The organism is Mesorhizobium sp. M7D.F.Ca.US.005.01.1.1 (assembly GCF_003952545.1).
Lineage (GTDB): Bacteria > Pseudomonadota > Alphaproteobacteria > Rhizobiales > Rhizobiaceae > Mesorhizobium > Mesorhizobium loti.
Genome location: NZ_CP034453.1, coordinates 5,522,809 through 5,540,165, shown reverse-complemented (window position 1 = coordinate 5,540,165; position 17,357 = coordinate 5,522,809). Strand labels below are relative to the sequence as shown.

Below are 17,357 nucleotides of genomic sequence, written 5' to 3'. Positions count from 1 at the left end.
CTCGCTTTTCCGGCCCGGAGGATTCCGGTGCCTGTAGGTGAAGACAGTGGGGGTGGGTGGAAATCATCGGTGGGTGAGAAATTTTCTGAGACGCTCTCAAGAACCCACCGCCGAGTTCTGCCTTTGAGCTGTCACTCAGCGCTCAGCAGCGCCAGTTCCTCCGGCGTCAGATGCCGCGCCGCGCCCTTGGCGAGGTCGCCGAGCGGCAGGCGGCCGATGGCGATGCGGATGAGGCGCTTGACCTCGATGCCGTGCGCGGCGAGCAGCCGGCGGATGTGGCGGTTGCGGCCTTCGTCGAGCACGATCTCCAGCCAGGCGGTGCGGCCGCCGCTGCGCAGCAGGTCGATCGAGCTGGCGGTCAGGGTCTCGCCGTCGACGGTGACGCCGGCGCGGAACTTGTCCAGCATCGTCTCATCCGGCACCGTGCCGATCTGCACGTGGTAGGTCTTGGGCAAATGTGAGGCCGGGTCCATCAGCCGGTTGGCAAACCGGGTGTCGTTGGTCATCAGCAGCAGGCCTTCGCTCGCCTTGTCGAGGCGGCCGACCGGCGAGACGAAGGGCAGGTCGAGCCCTTCCAGGCAGGCATAGACGGTGTCGCGCTGATGCGGGTCGTCGCGGGTGGTGACCAGCCCGCGCGGCTTGTTAAGCATGAGATAGACCTTGCGCTCGGCAACAACTTGCTCACCGTCGACGACGATGCGGTCGCGGTCGAGGTCGACGCGCAGGGCTGCATCGCGCACCACCTTGCCGCCGACGCGCACGCGGCCTTCCGCGATCAGCACCTCGGCCTGCGTGCGCGAGCACAGGCCAAGCTTCGACAGCGCCCGGTTCAGGCTGACGCCGGCTGGCTTGCCGGTGGCTCGTGGCTGGCGTGGTGTCATGTCCTGCTTTGTCATCCGGATGGCTTGTCCGGTTCGCCGGCGAGCTTGCCGCCGGCACCGTCGTTTCATGGTGGGCGGACTTGCCGCCGCACCTTGGCTATCACGCGCATCCGGTGCTGCTCAAGCTGCTGGCATGGGGCGGCCTATCTGGTGGCGGCCGCGACCAGCATTTCGCACGGCCCCTCGAACTGTCCGTCATGCTCGAACTGGCCAAGCGCGGTCTCGATCTCCGCCCAGGCGTCATCCTGCTCGCTGGGCGACAGGCCGGCCAGCATCTGGTGCAGCGCGCCGAACGATTCCTGCTCGAACTGCAGGCATTCCAGCGCCGACTGCAGCCGCACCGGCGCGTTGACCTTCTCGATGCGCACGTCATGGAAACCGGCATCGGTCAGGCGTTTGGCGAGCACCGCCGGGTCGCCCAGGCTGAACGGTCCGGGCTGGCCGGGCAGGGGGGCGGGTAGGGCGGCGCGGCGGCGGATGATACCGACCGGGATCGAGAAGAACGGGTTCTTGTCGGCGGTGGAATAGACGATGGCGCCGACCTTGCCGCCCGGCTTGAGATGATCGCGCATGCCGCCCAGCGCCCGGTTCTGGTCGGGAAAATAGATCAGCCCGACGCGCGAGATCACGGCGTCGAAAGGTTGGGCTGATATGGCATCCAGCATTTCGCCGTCGGCAACGACCGTGTCGACATTGGCATGGCCGGCTAGCTTGGCGTTGCTGGCGGCAAAGTCGAGAATGCCCGGTGAGATGTCGGTGGCCAGCACATAGCCCGTCGGCCCTACGCGCCGCGCGGCGGTCAGCGTCTGTTCTCCGGCACCGGCGGCGATATCGAGGACGCGGCTGCCCTTGCCGACATCGGTCATATCAAGCATCAGTTCGGTGGCTGGTCCCAGCCATCGGCGCAAAAGCGGACCCCAGCGGTTCCAGGCTTCGGCGGCGCTGTCCATTGCTTTGGTTTCCTTGACTTGACCGGATCGCCGGTTCTGTATGGTCTGGTTCCTCCGGCCATTGCTGCGGATACGGATTGCGGGGGTCCAGGATGCATTGGGACGACTTGCGGATTTTCCTGGCCGTCGCGCGCGACGGCTCGATCAGCGGCGCCGCAAAACGCCTGAACATCCAGCACTCCACCGTGTCGCGCCGCATCCGGCTGCTGGAGACACAGCTTGGCACGCGGCTGATCGAGCGCAAGAAATCCGGATATGAGCTGACCCCGGCCGGCGACGAGCTGAGGATGGCAGCCGGCAAGATGGAGCTGGAGGTGCTCGAGGTCGAGGGCGCGCTCGGCGGCCGGGAAGACCGTGTCGCAGGCGAGCTCAGGGTGTCGGCGATCAACAACATGGCGTCATCCGTGCTGATGCCGATCTTCGCCGGCTTCAGCGAGGCCTATCCGGATATCCGGCTGCATGTGCAGGTCTCCAACAAATATGTCAGCCTGGCGGAACGTCATGCCGACATCGCCATCCGGCTGACCAACACGCCGCTGGATACATTAGTCGGCACGCGGCTCACCAATGTGGCGTCCGCCGTTTACGGAGAAAGGCGCTACCTGGAGGGCCTGCGCGCCAGCGTTGCCAGGCCGCTCTGGATCGGCGTGGAATGTTGCGCCTTCCATCAATCCTGGACCCATGCGGCATGCCCGGATCACCGGCACAGTTTCTTCGTCGATGACACGCTGCTGACGCTCGCCGCCCTGAAGCAGGGGCTCGGCCTGGCCTATCTGCCATGCTTCATGGGCGACAGCGCCGAGGAGCTGGGGCGCTTTCGCCAACCGGACCCGATCCACGATCTCGGACTCTGGCTGCTCTACCATCCAGACTTGAGGCGAACCAAGCGCGTCAGGGTGTTTCGCGAACACATGGTGGCGCGCATCCGCGACCAGAGTGCCTTGTTCGAGGGCCGCCTGCCGCAGCCAGATCGGCGTTAGCCGCGTGAATGCGCAGCATGAGTGAGTCTCCCGCGCCGATCACCAAGACCGTCGTCATCGGTGCCGAGCCGGCCAAGGTCTGGCAGATACTGACGACGCCAGAAATGATCCCGCAATGGATGTCCGACGAGGAGTTGGCCGTCAGCCTGCAAGGGCATGCCGGCGGCCCGATCGTGATGCGCGGACTGCTGCACGGAATGCCGTTCGAGAACCATGGCACCATCCGCGCTTTTGAGTCGGAAAAGAGCTTCGCGTACAGCTACTGGAGCACGCTGTCGGCAGATCGGCTGGCGGACGTGCCCGAGAACCACACGGTGGTCAGCTTCGATCTGGCGCCGGCGGATGGGGGGACGCTGCTGACGCTGACGCTTAGCGACTTCGCCGAACCGGCGATCCGTCCGCATGCAAATCTCTACTGGGGTCCGACCTCGCAGATCCTGAAGGCGGTCTGCGAGCGCGCTTGAGGGCGGGCGTCATCGCAGCGGATGGGGCGTCCTGCCTCTACTCTTTGGGGTGTCGGGCGAGGGCCAGCGCGCGGATGCGGTCGGCCACCGCGCTGTCGACCGGGTTGTAGACAGTCAGGCTCAGATCCGGCCGGCCATCGACCGCGAAGCCCGAATATTCCAGCTCGATATCGCCGAGTTCCGGGTGCTTCAGGCGCTTTGTCCCGTCGCCGTGGCTGAGCACGTCGTTTGCCCGCCAGAGGGCGGCAAACTCGGGGCTGGCGCTGCAAAGCTCGTCGACGAGCTGGGCGACCTCGGAGACCGCGCCGGCGCGCGCCGCATCGGCACGGAACGCGCCCACCACGAAACGGGCCAGGTTTTGCCAATCGTGCTGCCTGGCGCGGATATGGGGACTGAGGAACATGAAGCGCAGGATGTTGCGCTCGCCTTCGGGCAGGGTGCTGTAGTCGGTCATCACCACCTGCGCGGCGCGGTTCCAGGCAACGACATCCCAGGTGGCGGTCCTGACTATGGCGGGGCTGGCATCGAGCGTGTCGATGAGGCGTTGAAGCCGGGGGCTGACGCCCTCGACGCCCCTGTAGCGGACCTCGGGCGGGCGCCCCAGCCCGAGCATGAAAAGATGTTCGCGTTCCGCCTCGGTCAGCAGCAGGCCCTTGGCGATGCGGTTGAGGACATCGGCGGAGGGCGCGCCGCCTCGGCCCTGTTCCAGCCATGTATACCAGGTCGGGCTGATGTTGGCGCGCTGGGCGACCTCTTCCCGGCGCAGTCCCGGCGTGCGTCGGCGCCCCGAGAAGCCAAAGGACGCCGGATCAAGCCGGGTGCGCCGGTCTTTCAGGAACGCTGCCAGTGAGCCGGCGGAATTGGAGGGCATCCTGTTAGCCATTATACCATGATAAGATCACTACTTTAATAGAATAATAGGCCAGCAATATTACGCAGGCAACTGTGCAGGAGATTTTGCATGCGTATCTTTCTCACCGGCGCGACCGGTTTCATCGGCTCGGCCATCGTTCCCGAACTCATCAAGGCGGGCCACCAGGTGGTCGGCGTGACCCGCTCCGACGCCGGCGCCGAGGCGCTGGCCGCCGCTGGTGCCGAGGTGCACCGGGGAACCCTCGAAGATCCCGAGGGGCTGCGAGACGGCGCGGCCAAGGCGGAGGCCGTGATCCACACGGCATTCGACCACGACTTTTCGCGGTTTGTCGAGAATTGCGAAAAGGACAAGCGCGTCATCGCGGCACTCGGCGCCGCACTGGCCGGCTCCGACCGGCCGCTGGTGATCACCTCCGGCGTCGGCATGGGCAGCCCCGGACATGGCCAGTTGGCGATAGAGGATGTCTTCAACGCCAGCCATCCCAATCCGCGCATCGCCTCCGAGATGGCCGGCAATGCCTTGCTGGACGCAGGCGTCAACGTGTCGGTGGTGCGGCTGCCGCAGGTCCACAACCCGGTCAAGCAGGGCCTCATCTCGCCGCTTATCGAGATCGCGCGTGAAAAAGGCGTCTCGGCCTATGTCGGCGAAGGCCGCAATCGCTTCTCCGCGGGCCATCTCCTTGACGCGGCGCGGCTTTACCGGTTCGCCGTGGAAAAGCGGCAGCCGGGCGCGCGCTATCACGCGGTCGGCGAGGAAGGTGTCGAGGTGCGTGCAATCGCCGAAGCGCTTGGCCGGGGTCTGAAATTGCCGGTCGTTTCGATCGCGCCGGAAAAGGCGGCGGAGCATTTCGGCTGGATGGCGATGTTCGCGCCGATGGATCTGCCGGCCTCCAGCGCGCTGACACAGGCACGGCTGGGCTGGCATCCGATCGGCCCGACGCTGATCGCCGATCTCGACGCCATGCAATACGCCGATTGACGGGCTGAAGCATCGGCGCTGAAGCGGACGAGATAGGGCGGGTAATCTCAGTCAGATTGCCGGCCCTTTTTGTACGAGCGCATCATTCAGGGGTGACGGCGTAGCGCAGATGGACGAGCCCATGCGCCAAGGCCTCGCAGCTCTTCAGGGACAGTTGCATCTTGCCCGCCAGGCCGCTCTCGCCGAACTCGACGAAGGCCTGGTTTGCTGCGCGCCCATCAATGGCAGGCGCCACGAGAAGGCTCAGCTCATCGACAAGCCCGGCCGCGAGGAAGGAACCGTTGATGCCGGCGCCGCCCTCGAGCAGCAGCCGGCGAATGCCGAGTTCGCGTCCGAGGACCTCGAGCATCGCGGCGAGATCCATGTCCGCCGTTTCCGCGACGATATAGGAAACGCCGTCGGCGGTAAGTTCGGCCAGGTGGCTGTCGGCAACGCCACGCCCAAGCAGCACCACGACATGATCGCCGCCGATGTCGGGTTTGGAAAAGTGAAGCTTGCCCGAGGCATCGAGCGCCACGGCATAAGTGCCCGCATCCCTTTGCGCGAAATGATAGGGCCGGTCGACCTTGCCGGCATTGGCCGGCGGATGCGCGCCGGCCTTGCTCATCTCGGCCATGGTGACGCGGCCAACGATCCAGGCGTCGCCCGCAAGGTCGTTGTGGATCTGCTCATAGAGGCTCGACCACTCGGCCCGGGTGCCGTCGGGGCTCATGGTGTAGCGGCTGGGGTGGAGGCTGCCGTCAAGGGATGCCAGCATATGGCAGATGATTTGCGGCTTCATGCGGTTTCTCATGTCAGGGGTTTTGAAAGCTCAGGCTCAGTCCAAGGTAGCGCTGGGCCGAAAGAATGGAAGCAGCGAACAGGTTATTGGCCCGGCCACGCACTCTTATGCGGATATCGCGACAATCCAAACCCGCGCCGTAACCCTTTGTTTTCTTGCGGGGCGTATCCACAAGGGCCGCGTCGCCTGTGGCCGACGCACCAATGGACGCGTGAAGTATGGGTTCACCCTGGTCCGAATTGCTGGCCAATCTCGCCGTCGTAGCGATGTTCGTTTCCGTCTGGATCCACACCCATGTGTGGCTGGACCGCAGGGCGGCTTTGACGCGGGCGACGGCTTTCGGCCTACTGATGGGGGCCGGCGCCGTCATCCTGATGCTGACGCCGATGCAGTTGCAGCCCGGCCTCTTCGTCGATCTGCGCGGCACGATGATCGCACTGGCGGGCTTCTTCGGCGGTCCCGTGGCCTGTGTCATCGCTGGGCTGGCCGCCGTCGCGTTCCGTTTCCATGAAGGCGGTATCGGCGTGTTCGCCGGTGCTATGGGGATCGCCATCGCCACCTTGATCGGTGTTGCCGGCCATCTCGCCCTGCGCGGCCGCGCGCCCGGCCGGGTAGACATCCTGATCCTGGCCGCAACGGCCGCCGCCGGCTCGCTGCTCGGCCTGCTTGCCCTGCCACGGGAGATCATGCAGACGGTGCTGCCGCAAGTGGCGCTGCCGACGTCGCTGCTGATTTTTCTTTCGATCATGCTGTCGGGACTTGCGCTCTATCAGGAACGGCGCCGCATCGAGGCACTGCAATCGCGGCGCATCTACAAGGCGGTCGTCGAGGCTCTGCCCGATTGCCTCAATGTCAAGGATCTGGAGGGCCGGTTCATCGCCGCAAATCCGGCTACCGCAAGGCTGATGCGCGCAGTGGATGCCAAGGCGCTGATCGGCAAGACCGATTTCGATTTCTATCCGCAGGAAACAGCCCGGAAATTCCACGAGGACGAGCTCGCCATTCTCGCGGGCGGCGTACCCTCCACCATCGAGCAGCGCCTTCATCACGAAGACGGACCCGACGGTTGGCTGTCGACGCTGAAAGCGCCGTTCCGGGATCACAGCGGAACCATCGTCGGGCTGATCACGCACAATCGCGACATCACCACGCGCAAGCAACTGGAGGACGAACTGGCCGAAAGCCGTGTCCGGCTGGCGGACGCCCTGACGCATATGGCCGACGGCCTGGTGATGTTCGACGGGGATGGCAAACTGGTGCTCGGCAACGCCCAATACATTGCCATGTTTCCACAGACGGCCGACATCCGGATACCCGGTGCCGATTATCGCGATATCCTGCGCATCTCGGCCGTGCGCGGCGAACAGATTGTGCCACCGGACAAGATCGAGGATTGGATCGGCGGCATCGTGGCGTCACGGAAGCTTCCCAGCAACCGCCAGGAGATCAGGCTTTCCGACGGGCGCTGGCTTGACGTCAGGACGAGGCCGACCAGCGATGGCGGCAGCCTCAGCGTCTACTCCGACATCACCGAGGCCAAGCATGTCGAGGCTGAGTTGCTGGCGGCCAACGAGAAGCTGAACCTGCTGGCCAACCGTGACGGCCTGACCGAACTGCTGACGCGCCGGGCCTTCGATGAAGCGCTGGCGCTCGAATATGCGCGCGGCAAGCGGAGCATGGCGCCGCTGAGCCTGCTCATCATCGACGTCGACTGGTTCAAGCGGTTCAACGATCATTACGGCCATCCGGCTGGTGACGAATGCCTGCGCGCCGTCAGCGGCTGCATCAAGGCAACGGCCCGGCGGGCGGCCGATGCGGCCGCCCGCTACGGGGGCGAAGAGTTCGCCCTCATCCTTCCTGAAACCGATGCGCGCGGCGCATTCGTGATCGCCGAAAATCTCAGAAAAGGCGTGCGCGACCTCAGGCTCGCACACGCCGGCAGCGAAAAGGGCATCGTCACCATCAGTGTCGGGGTGGGGACCTTCGATCCGGGCGGCGCCTCGATCGAGATCGCCGATCTGCTCAGGCGTGCCGACGAGGCCCTCTATGGCGCCAAGGTGGCGGGGCGGGACCGGGTCCACGGCTGGCGCCCGCATGTCAGCGAGCCGCACGCGACAGGCGCACGACGCCGGTCGTAAGCAGGGGCGGGGGCAGCGTCCGGTAGGGACGCCCATGCCCGCAATTCAAAAATCCGACAATTCCGATAATTTGCCCGGCAGCTCTGTTATATCGATGTTGCACAAATGGTTGACCCTGGGTTAGCATCTCCGGGCAGGCGTCGGTGGGAGGCTCTTTTAACAGCGGCGGCCAGCTGGAGCGGCATGCGTTTTCGGGCGCAGGGAGGATGCTCCAACACTTTGAACCGACGCATGATCCTTCCTGAAACCGATCCCGGTTTTCGGGGTCGTGCGTTCTTGTGGAGGAGGATCCCATGAACAGACGCGAATTCCTGCTGTCGTCCGCGGCCTTTGGCGCCATGATGCTTGCCGCACCTTCGGTGTTTGCGCAGGACAAGCTCACCATCCTGGGCTCGGTGCCCAATCTCGGCTTTCCGTTCTTCGTGCACATGCTGAACGAGATCAAGGCCGAGGCCGCCGCGCAAGGCGTCAATTTGACCGAGAGCGACGGCCAGAACTCGGCCACCAAGCAGACCGCTGACATCGAGGCGGCCCTGGTGCAGAAGGTCAACGCCATCGTCATCTCGCCGCTCGACGTCAACGCGCTGGCGCCGGCCATCGAGGAAGCGGTCAAGGCCGGCGTTCCCGTGGTGACGATCGACCGCCGCGTCGACGGTGTCGAGGGCATTCTGGCCCATGTCGGCGCCGACAACGTCAAGGGCGGCGAGGCGGAAGCCAACGCCATGGTGGCGGCATTCCCCAACGGCGCCAAGATCTTCCATCTGCAGGGCCAGCCAGGTGCCGGTCCGGCGATCGACCGCAACAAGGGCGTCCACAACGTGCTCGATCCCCTGAAGGACAAGTACCAGATCGTCTTCGAGCAGACCGCCAACTTCGCCCGCGCCGAGGCGCTGTCGGTGACCGAGGCCGGCCTTGCCGCCAACGGCAAGCCGGACGCCATCGTCTGCGCCAATGACGACATGGCGCTGGGCGCCATGGAGGCCTGCGCGGCGCGCAACTTCACCGACGTCAAGATCTACGGCTTCGATGCGCTGCCGGAAGCGCTGGTCGCGGTGCGCGACGGCAAGCTTGCCGGCACCGTCGAGCAATTCCCCGGCGAACAGTCGCGCACGGCGGTGCGCATCGCGGTGGCCTTTGCCAAGGACAAGACCGAGCCGAAGGAGAAGCTGGTGCTGCTGACGCCGATCGTGATTGGCAAGGACAATTTGGACAAGGCCGAGCGGATTGGCGAGACGAAGTAGCGTTGTGATCAGCGCTTGCGGCACAGTGTTTCGCGAGCAAGATCGATCGCCGAAGTTGGCGCCGCCCCTCATCCGCCTGCCGGCACCTTCTCCCCGTATAGTGACGGGGAGAAGGGAAGCGCTCCAACGCTGGCGCCCCCTCTCCCCGTCTCTAATACGGGGAGAGGGTAAGGGTGAGGGGCAGCGCAGACGTCCCAAGTCTTAGGGAGCAATCCTTGCCAGCTGAAGCCGCATCGCCATCGCCCATCCTGCTTGCCGTCGAGGGCATCACCAAGCATTTTTCCGGCGTGACCGCGCTCAGCGATGTCTCGCTCGACATCCGCCCCGGCGAAATCCTCGGTCTGCTGGGCGAAAACGGCGCCGGCAAGTCGACGCTGTTGAAGATCCTGTCGGGCGTGATGCCGCCCTCCAGCGGCCACATCATTTTCGACGGCGCCGACTATCACCCGTCCAGCCCGCAAGACGCCAAGCGGCTCGGCATCGTCACCATCTATCAGGAGCTGAGCCTGATCCCGACGCTGACGGTGGCGGAGAACATTTTTATCGGCCGTGCGCCGGTGGGGCCGCTCGGGCTGGTCAGTTGGCGCAGGATGGAGGCGGCGTCTCGCGACATCATCGCCCGCGTCGGTCTCTCCATCGATCCGATGACGCCGGTGTCGGCACTGTCTGTCGCCGAACAGCAGCTGGTCGAGATCGCGCGTGCGCTGTCGCTGAAGAGCCGGCTGATCATCATGGATGAGCCGACCTCGGCGCTGACCGAAACCGAGGTGCAGAGGCTGCTGTCGATCATGGACCGGCTGCGCAAGGACAAGGTCGCCATCATGTTCGTCACCCACCGGCTGGAAGAGGCTTCCGCGATCTGTGACCGCATGACGGTGCTGCGTGACGGCAGGCTGGCCGGACATCTCAACCGCGAGGGCGGGCCGATCGCGCTGCCCAGGATCATCGAGAAGATGGTCGGCCGTGCCGCGTCCGAACTCTATGCGCGGCCGGCGCAGCGCGCGGTTGCCGGCGATGTCGTGCTGTCGGTGCGCGGGTTGCGCACCGTGCGCGATCCCGAGGCGCCGCACGCCATCGTGCTCGACGGCGTCGACATTGATCTCAAGGCCGGCGAGATTCTTGGCGTCGCCGGTCTCGTCGGCTCGGGCCGCACGGAACTGGCACGGGCCATCTTCGGCGCCGACCGCATCGCGGCCGGCACCATCACGCTCGACGGCAAGCCGATCGCACCGGCATCGCCGGCGGACGCCATCGCGCTCGGCATCGGCCTGGTGCCGGAGGACCGCAAGCACCAGGCGATCTTTGCCGCACTCGGCATCCTGCCGAATTTTTCCGTCGCATCGCTGGGCAGCTTCAGCAACGGTTTCGGCTTCATGGCCGAACGGCGAGAGCGCGATGCACTCGCGGGTTTTCGCAAGATGCTGTCGATCCGCATGGCTTCGGCCGAGCAGGCGATCGAGGGCCTGTCGGGCGGCAACCAGCAGAAGGTGATCCTGGCGCGCTGGCTGGCGCGCGATCCCAAGGTGCTGATCGTCGACGAGCCGACGCGTGGCGTCGATGTCGGCGCCAAGACCGAGGTGCACCAGATCCTGGTGCAGCTTGCGGCGCGCGGCATTGCGGTGATGATGATCTCGTCCGAACTGCCCGAGGTGCTGGCGGTGTCGGACCGCATCGTCACCATGCGCCGGGGACGCATCACCGGCCAGATGCCGGGCGTCGAGGCAAACGAGGAAAGACTGATGGAACTGATGGCACTCGACCGCAAGGAGACACCATGAGCGTGGCCGGCGAACAGGACCAGCGCGGCGGCATCAATTTCGCACGGCTGTTGATGAGTTTTGGACCGCTGCTGTTCCTGGTGGCGCTGATCATCGTCTTCACGATGCTGAAGCCGAGTTTCATGGACCCGATCAACCTGTTCAACATCACAAGGCAGATCTCGATCACCGGGCTGATCGCGCTCGGCATGACCTTCGTCATCCTCACCGCCGGCATCGACCTGTCGGTCGGCTCGCTGCTCGCCTTCTGCGGCATGGTCGCCGCCGTGGTCGCCAAGGGCGGTACCGCCAACACGCTGTCGCTGTCGACGAGCGGAACGCAAGGTTATGGCTGGTTCGCAGCACTGCTCGCCGCCGTCGTGGTCGGCGCTGCGGCCGGCGGCGTGCAGGGGCTTGTCATCACCCGGCTCAAAGTGCCGCCCTTCGTCGTCACGCTGGGCGGGCTGACGGTGTTTCGCGGGCTGACGCTGACCATCTCCAATGGCGGCCCGATCTCGGGCTTTGACGCCTCGATGCGCTGGTTCGGTACCGGGCTGATCGGCCCGGTACCGGTGCCGGCGCTCATCTTCGCGGCGGCCGCCATCCTGTGCCACATCGTGCTGCGCTACACGCGCTATGGCCGCGCCGTCTATGCCGTCGGCGGCAATGCCGAGGCGGCGAGGCTGTCTGGCCTGCGCGTCGACCGCATCCTGGTCTCGGTCTATGTCATCGTCGGCTTCTTCGCCGGGCTCGCTGCCTTCGTGCTGTCGGCCAGGCTCAACTCCTCGGAAGCGGTGGCCGGCATCGGCTACGAGCTGACGGTCATTTCGGCCGTCGTCATCGGCGGCACCTCGCTGTTCGGCGGCATCGGCTCGGTCGGCGGCACGGTGGTCGGCGCGGCCCTCATCGGCGTGCTGCAGAACGGGCTGCAGTTCAACAACGTCTCGTCCTACACGCAAAGCATCGTCATCGGGCTGATCCTGATCCTGGCGGTGGCGTTCGACCGGTGGCTGAAGTCGCGGGTAAGGCGGTGAGGGGACGGTTCTCCTTTCTCCCACAAGGGTAGAAGGGGAGCCCCATTCCTTGCAAAACAATCATGCTTTGCTAGAAAGGTTTTGGCGGGTGGCATCGTGAGAGAACCTCATGTTTGCCGATATCATCAGACCGATCACCTTGAGTTTTTCGCTGCAGCGGCAGTTCTGGCCGCAGCTCGCAGCGCTGGTGCTGGCCGGCGTGCTGGTCGGCGATCTCCTCATGCAGCTGGCGGCGAGGGTGGCGCTTGCCAATCACTTCGCCGGGCTGGCGATGCTGACGCTGGTGGCGCTGGCGCGGCTGGTGGTGACGGTGGCGATGTTCCATGTGCTGCGCCCCGGCCTGCCGCATGTGCTGGCTGCGCAGCGCAGCGCGGACAGCGCCGCAATCGCCGAGGCGCAAGCCGCCGGCAAGGAGCAGGGCGCCGCGGCGGACCGGCGCGGCTCGCGGCTGGTGCGGATGATCACCATCGCGCTGCTGCCCTTCTTCGCCTATTACGCGGCCTGGGGATTTCTGGGCGACATCGTGCGCCAATATTCGCGCGCCACGCTCGACCAGGCCGATTTCGGCCAGAGCGCCAATGTGCTTGACGTGCTCGATTCGCGCTGGCTGCTGGTCTCGGTGGCGGTGTCCTGGCTGATCCGCCGGCTGGCCAAATTCATGCAGACCAAGACGAAAGCCGCCTCGTTCTGGCAGATCGTCGTGGTGATCTGCGAGACCAACTGGATCTTCGTCGGTCTTTACGTCATCAGCCGCTGGAAGGACAGCGCGCTGCAATGGCTGATGAGCCGCAATTTCTGGTCGGCCCTGCAAGCATCGGCCGACGGGCTGGCGAGCCCGGTGCCGATCGCCTCGGCCGCGCCCATCGTGCCGGTCGAGATCACCTCGATCGCGCCGTCGACGGTGGCGATCAATTTGTTCTTCTTCATGCTGCTGCCGCTGATCTGGCTGGTGATGGCGGCGCTGATCTATGGCTATGACGTGCGCGACGATGCTGCGCTGATGCGGGTGCATGGCCGGCTGGAGCGCGCCGGCCAGCGCTATGCCGGCCTGCCGAAATTCCTGCGCGATTTCGTCGAGCATTTCATTGCGGGCTATCGCTCGCGCTACCTGCCGATCGCCAATGGGGTACGGCTGACGGTCAGCTCGAGCCTGGTGCTTTTGTGCACGCTGGTCGTCGGCTACCGTTTGCTCGACTGGGGCGCTGCGTGGCTGTGGCTCGGTGCGACGCGGCTGATCGGTCCGCACGAGCTCGACGTCTGGCAGATTTTTTCGCACGGCGTAACGCTGCTGTTCGGCAGCCCGTTCCAGGATTCCTCCACCGGCATCCTGATCGAGCCGCTGCGCATATGCTTTCTCGCCGCCGCGCTGGAGACGGCGTTTTCGATGGCGAAGGGGGCGGGGGCGATTGGTGAGGTGGCTGAATAGCTGGCGAGGAACCCAGGCCTGAGAGGACGGCTCACTTCGGCGGCCTCTGAAAACGCAAATACCACGGCCGCTCGCTGCCCAGCCCAACGGCCGGGCGGATGGCCTTGACGGCATCCTCGGGCACGATGAAGGTTTCGCCGACGGTGATGACGTCGCCTTTCTTGGCGCCGGAGAAGATCGCCGAGGTGCAGTTCATCACGCCATCCGGCAGGCTGACGCCGGAGATGAAATCCGGCAGCCAGCGGCGCCCGGCGGCGTCGGTCAGCATCAATTTGCAGCCCAGCCACTGCTTTTGCAGATCGGGGTCACCGACCGTGACGGAGAAGGTGGCGATGACGGCGAAGGCGTGCTCGGGCAAGCGGCCGGCCTTGCCGCCGCGCAAATCGGCCAGCCGCCAGTCGCTGCCGCCGAACGGCATGGACTGGCCGAAGTCGACATCCCTGGCGACGAGGTCTTCGCCGTGCAGCCATTCGCGGACGCTGTCATAGCTTATCTCGGCCAGCGTCAGCGGCAGCAGGATGGCGAGTGCGCCAAAACCGCGCCGGCGCCATTTTGTCTCGGCCTGCCGGGCGTCGCCGGCTGGTTCGATGTCGGTCGAGACGGCGCTCATGACTTGCCTTGAACTGATGGCACAGCAGCGTCGAGATCGTATTGCGGCAAGATCTCTGCCGGCTGGCCATCGGCGCTGGTCGGCAATGCGTCGAGGCTGATGCGGGCCTGGGCGTCGAGCGGAGCGAACTGGCGCGCAGCGACCAGCAGGCTGGCGCCGCGGATCTGGTCCGGCGGCACTTCGAATACGAACAGGCCGTTTCTTTCCAAACCCGGATCGACGGCATGTGGCGGCATGTCCTGGCGAAAGCTGAGCCGCTCCGTCTGGTGGTAGCGCAGGCCGGTCCGGCCTTGCCAGGTGCCGTCGGCGACCGTGGTGGAGGTGCTGGTGGCGGTGAGATTGGTCGTCACCACCGCCCACAGGCCGCTCGTGGTCAGCACCCTGGTCTGGCCGAACTGGTCGGTCCTCAGCGTGCGGGCGAAGACCACTTTGTCGAGGCGGACATCGAAGCTGCGCGCCCGCACCGTGTCGTGCATGGCGCCATCGATCGGGATAGGCGCAGTGAGCTCGGCATAATGCGGCTTCGACACCTGCATGCCGTAGCTTAGCGCCACGGTGGCGGCGACGATCAGGAGATTGCCGATGGCTCGGATCTTCATGAGCCGGTTCCCAGTGAGTCTGTCGGCAGGTCGGCGACCGGCAAGGTGACGGTGCCGAGCCGGGTGGGATTGAACCAGCCGGGTGTGCCGTAAAGATTGTCGCGCGGCTTGAAGACCTCGGCGGTGATGCCGAAGCTGAGATTTGCCGGTACGATGGCGTCACCGGCAAGTGGCCAGACATAGGCCATGCGCTCGGTCATGCCGGGATGCAGTTCCGGCGTCAGCGTCTGATCGCGGGTCAGCGCGATCATCGGCAGGCCGTCAGGCAAAGCGAGGCCGTCCGGCGTGAAGACATTGAAATAGGCCTTGTCGGATTGCGCAGTGCGGTTGGTCATGTCGGCCTCCAGCACCAGCGCCTTCTGGCCGGGCTTCAGCGGCACGCCATAGACCTTGGCGCGGCTGACATAGGCGCGCACCGACTGGACCCGCCAGCGCCCGGCATCGATGGCGGCATCGGGCGGCAATTGCGGCGGCGCGTGAGCGGGCAGGGCGCCGAAGGCCCCCATCAGGCCGGCGACGAACAGGGCAGCGATGGTTCCCGCGCCGGTCGTTATCCAGGTCTGAAATCTGCTACGGGCAGTCTTGAACATTCCAAACTATGCACGTCGAACGATCAGCCACCCGGGTGCAGTCTAGAAAGAAAAAACGGCTGATGGAACCCGCAAATGGCTGGTCCAGTCCTCACGCCGCCTCGCGCGTCCAGAGCCGCTGGCCATGGCGGCGGAAGAAGCGCGCCACGAGCCGCTGTTGCTTGGCCCTGATCAGGTCGGGCAGGCGCCGCTCCTGACGCCAGCGCGGCATGTTGCGCCAGCAGGCGATGACGCGGGCGGCATCCTCGATGGCTTCCTCAGCCGACAGTGCCGGGCCGATCGCCGCTAGGAACAGCGCCTCCGACTGCTTCAGCTCGTCGATCACCGCCTTGCGCCTGATGTGATCCAGGCGGGCGTGGACGATGCCGTTGCGGCGGATGGCTTCGAAGGCTTCGAGGAGGGCAGGGCTGTCGCCGGTGTAACCGCAGGCGCGGGCGAAATCGGCGGCGTCCATCGTCACTCCCGGGCTTGATGTGGCGGTGGGTTTGAGTCCCCGACTCACACTTGCGAGTTGATATAAGCATAACTCAAACATTGGTAGAAGAAAAACTTTTGGGACTGTTTGGAAACTGCGACTCGACTCCCGGCGCAAAACGCAGGAATATGCGAACAAATCAGGAACAAAAGGCGAGGAGGGGCGATGGCATTGCCGGGCAGGGAACCAGTGATCGCGCACGTCGCCTCGATCTCGGTCGAGTGCGCCGATTGCGGCCGCAACCGTTGGTGGCGGCCCGATCAGCTGAAGCGGTTCGGGGTGACAGGCAACACGCCGCTGGCCGCCTTGTCGGGCCGCATCGTCTGCTCGGCCTGCCGCGCCGAGGGGCTGCCGGGGGCGACTGTCACGATCCAGGCGGCGTTCATAGACGAGCGCCAGCGCGTGCGCAGCGAAGCGCAGATGCTGAGTAAGCGCGAGGTGCCGCTCGAGGGGTCGCGGCGGGCTTGAGGGGGAGAAGGAGAAAGGGCGCTAATACCCCAGCAATTCCTTCAGCGGAATCACCCGCCAGACGTGTTTGATCGCGTAGCGGTTGAAGGTCAGGGTCTTGGGTGGATTGTATTGCTCGACGACCAGCTCGGCGGCGGTGCGCTTGACCAGCTTCTTGATGAAGGCCTTGCCGTTGCGCTCATTTTCTTCCGGAAAGGTCTCGATCACCACATGGTCGCCGGGCACGGCGTCGCGGCCGCCGCAATAGATCAGGTCGCCGGGCTCGTAGCGCGGCACCATGGAATCCGAGAGCACGTGCAGCGCAAAGACCTTCGGCAGGTTGCGCACGCCCGGTGGGCGCTGGACATAGCCTGCCGGCTCGCCGTTGAAGGTGAAATCGCCATCATCACCGCCGACGGCCGCGCCCAGTACTTCGATATCCATCGACCCGGCGGGTAGCGGACCGGCATCGGTGACGATCTCGGCGTCGGCGACCGGGCCGGCATCGTCGAGGAAGACGACCTGCCCTTGGCCCAGCGCCACCGGATCGACGCGCAGGAAGGCGGCGGTCTTCAAGAGGTTCTCGGTCTTGGGCAGATTGCGGCCGGTTTCCCAGTTGCCGACAGCGGCGACATCGGTGTCGTTGTGCTCGGCGATGTGGCGCATGACCAGGCCGCGCTGCTTGCGCGCCTTGCGGATCGCCGCTCCGACCTTGATCGACAGTTCCGTTTTTGCCATGGCGCCATGTGAGCGATGAAAGCGGCTCTCGTCCATGAAAGAATGGCTTTCATCTATTTTTGAGTTATGCTTATATCTGATCATGCAAAACCTGTCCAGCTTTGAAGGCGCAAGAGCGCCGGCCTCACGCGAGGCGCATCCGGCGGTCGTCACCGCTGCCCATTCCCTTCCGCCCCGGCCGTCCTCCTCCCCGGCCGAGGTGAAGCCCGAGGCTCAGTGCTTCAATGCACCAGCCGCGGGTCCGGTCCGCCCATCCCCGGCGACCGGAACGGCCGGAGCCGCCGCTCCCAGCGGCTCCGGCCCCCAATTCGATCGGCCCCAATTCGATCAGCATGGCGCCGGTCTGCCCGTCAGGTCGTGCATCCGCACCGAAGACGGCACCGTCATCCTGTTC

18 protein-coding genes are annotated in these 17,357 nt (G+C 65.3%); 9 read left to right on the top strand and 9 right to left on the bottom strand.

What is annotated here, in order from left to right:
- Window positions 1-131 precede the first annotated feature (131 nt).
- Together EJ076_RS26895 and EJ076_RS26890 are read right to left on the bottom strand one after the other, a co-directional pair.
- The gene (locus EJ076_RS26895) at window positions 132-896 is read right to left on the bottom strand and encodes a pseudouridine synthase (RefSeq protein ID WP_245462891.1); all 765 of its coding nucleotides are present in this window, start codon (window positions 894-896) and stop codon (window positions 132-134) included.
- A gap of 128 nt (window positions 897-1,024) precedes the next feature.
- The gene (locus EJ076_RS26890) at window positions 1,025-1,831 is read right to left on the bottom strand and encodes a class I SAM-dependent methyltransferase (RefSeq protein ID WP_126069891.1); all 807 of its coding nucleotides are present in this window, start codon (window positions 1,829-1,831) and stop codon (window positions 1,025-1,027) included.
- Window positions 1,832-1,923: 92 nt separating this feature from the next.
- Here EJ076_RS26890 and EJ076_RS26885 point away from each other — a divergent pair, with 92 nt between their 5' ends.
- Both EJ076_RS26885 and EJ076_RS26880 read left to right on the top strand, forming a co-directional pair.
- Entirely contained in the window at window positions 1,924-2,811 is an 888-nt protein-coding gene (locus EJ076_RS26885) for a LysR family transcriptional regulator (RefSeq protein ID WP_126069890.1), read from the top strand.
- A gap of 17 nt (window positions 2,812-2,828) precedes the next feature.
- On the top strand, window positions 2,829-3,275 hold the full coding sequence (locus EJ076_RS26880) for an SRPBCC domain-containing protein (protein WP_126069889.1): 447 nt from the start codon (window positions 2,829-2,831) through the stop codon (window positions 3,273-3,275).
- Window positions 3,276-3,312: 37 nt separating this feature from the next.
- Here the strand turns inward: EJ076_RS26880 and EJ076_RS26875 are convergent, their stop codons facing one another.
- Window positions 3,313-4,146 (bottom strand): helix-turn-helix transcriptional regulator, encoded by an 834-nt coding sequence (locus EJ076_RS26875; RefSeq protein WP_164548741.1) that lies wholly within the window; start codon window positions 4,144-4,146, stop codon window positions 3,313-3,315.
- 90 nt (window positions 4,147-4,236) lie between these two features.
- Here EJ076_RS26875 and EJ076_RS26870 point away from each other — a divergent pair, with 90 nt between their 5' ends.
- Window positions 4,237-5,127 carry an SDR family oxidoreductase gene (locus tag EJ076_RS26870; protein ID WP_126069887.1) on the top strand — a complete coding sequence of 297 codons (891 nt, stop codon included), beginning with the start codon at window positions 4,237-4,239 and terminating at the stop codon, window positions 5,125-5,127.
- 82 nt (window positions 5,128-5,209) lie between these two features.
- Here the strand turns inward: EJ076_RS26870 and EJ076_RS26865 are convergent, their stop codons facing one another.
- Window positions 5,210-5,908 carry a RibD family protein gene (locus tag EJ076_RS26865; RefSeq protein WP_126069886.1) on the bottom strand — a complete coding sequence of 233 codons (699 nt, stop codon included), beginning with the start codon at window positions 5,906-5,908 and terminating at the stop codon, window positions 5,210-5,212.
- A gap of 218 nt (window positions 5,909-6,126) precedes the next feature.
- Between EJ076_RS26865 and EJ076_RS26860 the strand changes: the two genes are divergently transcribed.
- From EJ076_RS26860 to EJ076_RS26840, 5 genes are all read left to right on the top strand, one after another.
- On the top strand, window positions 6,127-8,046 hold the full coding sequence (locus EJ076_RS26860) for a diguanylate cyclase (protein ID WP_126069885.1): 1,920 nt from the start codon (window positions 6,127-6,129) through the stop codon (window positions 8,044-8,046).
- Between the two features lie 293 nt (window positions 8,047-8,339).
- The gene (locus tag EJ076_RS26855) at window positions 8,340-9,287 is read left to right on the top strand and encodes a substrate-binding domain-containing protein (RefSeq protein ID WP_109660434.1); all 948 of its coding nucleotides are present in this window, start codon (window positions 8,340-8,342) and stop codon (window positions 9,285-9,287) included.
- A 215-nt stretch (window positions 9,288-9,502) separates the two neighbouring features.
- Window positions 9,503-11,065 (top strand): sugar ABC transporter ATP-binding protein, encoded by a 1,563-nt coding sequence (locus EJ076_RS26850; protein ID WP_126069884.1) that lies wholly within the window; start codon window positions 9,503-9,505, stop codon window positions 11,063-11,065.
- Window positions 11,062-12,078 carry an ABC transporter permease gene (locus EJ076_RS26845; RefSeq protein ID WP_126069883.1) on the top strand — a complete coding sequence of 339 codons (1,017 nt, stop codon included), beginning with the start codon at window positions 11,062-11,064 and terminating at the stop codon, window positions 12,076-12,078. The genes EJ076_RS26850 and EJ076_RS26845 overlap by 4 nt, the downstream gene beginning before the upstream one ends.
- 109 nt (window positions 12,079-12,187) lie before the next feature.
- Window positions 12,188-13,504, top strand: a complete 1,317-nt coding sequence (locus EJ076_RS26840; protein ID WP_126069882.1) for a hypothetical protein — start codon at window positions 12,188-12,190, stop codon at window positions 13,502-13,504.
- Window positions 13,505-13,535: 31 nt separating this feature from the next.
- Here the strand turns inward: EJ076_RS26840 and EJ076_RS26835 are convergent, their stop codons facing one another.
- The 4 genes from EJ076_RS26835 to EJ076_RS26820 all read right to left on the bottom strand — a co-directional run bounded on the left by EJ076_RS26835 (window position 13,536) and on the right by EJ076_RS26820 (window position 15,757).
- Window positions 13,536-14,114, bottom strand: coding sequence for a hypothetical protein (locus EJ076_RS26835; protein WP_126069881.1), 579 nt, complete (start codon window positions 14,112-14,114; stop codon window positions 13,536-13,538).
- Window positions 14,111-14,713 (bottom strand): hypothetical protein, encoded by a 603-nt coding sequence (locus tag EJ076_RS26830; protein ID WP_126069880.1) that lies wholly within the window; start codon window positions 14,711-14,713, stop codon window positions 14,111-14,113. Before EJ076_RS26830 ends, EJ076_RS26835 begins: the two co-directional genes overlap by 4 nt.
- Window positions 14,710-15,303 (bottom strand): hypothetical protein, encoded by a 594-nt coding sequence (locus EJ076_RS26825; protein WP_126069879.1) that lies wholly within the window; start codon window positions 15,301-15,303, stop codon window positions 14,710-14,712. Before EJ076_RS26825 ends, EJ076_RS26830 begins: the two co-directional genes overlap by 4 nt.
- A gap of 91 nt (window positions 15,304-15,394) precedes the next feature.
- Complete coding sequence (locus EJ076_RS26820; RefSeq protein ID WP_126069878.1) at window positions 15,395-15,757, bottom strand: hypothetical protein; 363 nt, start codon at window positions 15,755-15,757, stop codon at window positions 15,395-15,397.
- A 186-nt stretch (window positions 15,758-15,943) separates the two neighbouring features.
- On the opposite strand from EJ076_RS26820, the gene EJ076_RS26815 reads away from it, so the two are divergent.
- Window positions 15,944-16,246 carry a hypothetical protein gene (locus EJ076_RS26815; RefSeq protein WP_126069877.1) on the top strand — a complete coding sequence of 101 codons (303 nt, stop codon included), beginning with the start codon at window positions 15,944-15,946 and terminating at the stop codon, window positions 16,244-16,246.
- A gap of 21 nt (window positions 16,247-16,267) precedes the next feature.
- On the opposite strand, the gene EJ076_RS26810 is transcribed toward EJ076_RS26815, so the two are convergent.
- A complete protein-coding gene (locus EJ076_RS26810; RefSeq protein ID WP_164548893.1) occupies window positions 16,268-16,963 on the bottom strand; it encodes a helix-turn-helix transcriptional regulator in 696 nt (231 codons plus the stop codon).
- Window positions 16,964-17,357: the final 394 nt, after the last annotated feature.

Excerpts from the sequence above, each read along its gene's own strand:
- EJ076_RS26895 (WP_245462891.1), bottom strand. The coding sequence starts at position 896 with ATGACAAAGCAGGACATGACACCACGCCAGCCACGAGCCACCGGCAAG.
- EJ076_RS26890 (WP_126069891.1), bottom strand. The coding sequence starts at position 1,831 with ATGGACAGCGCCGCCGAAGCCTGGAACCGCTGGGGTCCGCTTTTGCGC.
- EJ076_RS26885 (WP_126069890.1), top strand. The coding sequence starts at position 1,924 with ATGCATTGGGACGACTTGCGGATTTTCCTGGCCGTCGCGCGCGACGGC.
- EJ076_RS26880 (WP_126069889.1), top strand. The coding sequence starts at position 2,829 with ATGAGTGAGTCTCCCGCGCCGATCACCAAGACCGTCGTCATCGGTGCC.
- EJ076_RS26875 (WP_164548741.1), bottom strand. The coding sequence starts at position 4,146 with ATGCCCTCCAATTCCGCCGGCTCACTGGCAGCGTTCCTGAAAGACCGG.
- EJ076_RS26870 (WP_126069887.1), top strand. The coding sequence starts at position 4,237 with ATGCGTATCTTTCTCACCGGCGCGACCGGTTTCATCGGCTCGGCCATC.
- EJ076_RS26865 (WP_126069886.1), bottom strand. The coding sequence starts at position 5,908 with ATGAAGCCGCAAATCATCTGCCATATGCTGGCATCCCTTGACGGCAGC.
- EJ076_RS26860 (WP_126069885.1), top strand. The coding sequence starts at position 6,127 with ATGGGTTCACCCTGGTCCGAATTGCTGGCCAATCTCGCCGTCGTAGCG.
- EJ076_RS26855 (WP_109660434.1), top strand. The coding sequence starts at position 8,340 with ATGAACAGACGCGAATTCCTGCTGTCGTCCGCGGCCTTTGGCGCCATG.
- EJ076_RS26845 (WP_126069883.1), top strand. The coding sequence starts at position 11,062 with ATGAGCGTGGCCGGCGAACAGGACCAGCGCGGCGGCATCAATTTCGCA.
- EJ076_RS26840 (WP_126069882.1), top strand. The coding sequence starts at position 12,188 with ATGTTTGCCGATATCATCAGACCGATCACCTTGAGTTTTTCGCTGCAG.
- EJ076_RS26835 (WP_126069881.1), bottom strand. The coding sequence starts at position 14,114 with ATGAGCGCCGTCTCGACCGACATCGAACCAGCCGGCGACGCCCGGCAG.
- EJ076_RS26830 (WP_126069880.1), bottom strand. The coding sequence starts at position 14,713 with ATGAAGATCCGAGCCATCGGCAATCTCCTGATCGTCGCCGCCACCGTG.
- EJ076_RS26825 (WP_126069879.1), bottom strand. The coding sequence starts at position 15,303 with ATGTTCAAGACTGCCCGTAGCAGATTTCAGACCTGGATAACGACCGGC.
- EJ076_RS26820 (WP_126069878.1), bottom strand. The coding sequence starts at position 15,757 with ATGGACGCCGCCGATTTCGCCCGCGCCTGCGGTTACACCGGCGACAGC.
- EJ076_RS26815 (WP_126069877.1), top strand. The coding sequence starts at position 15,944 with ATGGCATTGCCGGGCAGGGAACCAGTGATCGCGCACGTCGCCTCGATC.
- EJ076_RS26810 (WP_164548893.1), bottom strand. The coding sequence starts at position 16,963 with ATGGCAAAAACGGAACTGTCGATCAAGGTCGGAGCGGCGATCCGCAAG.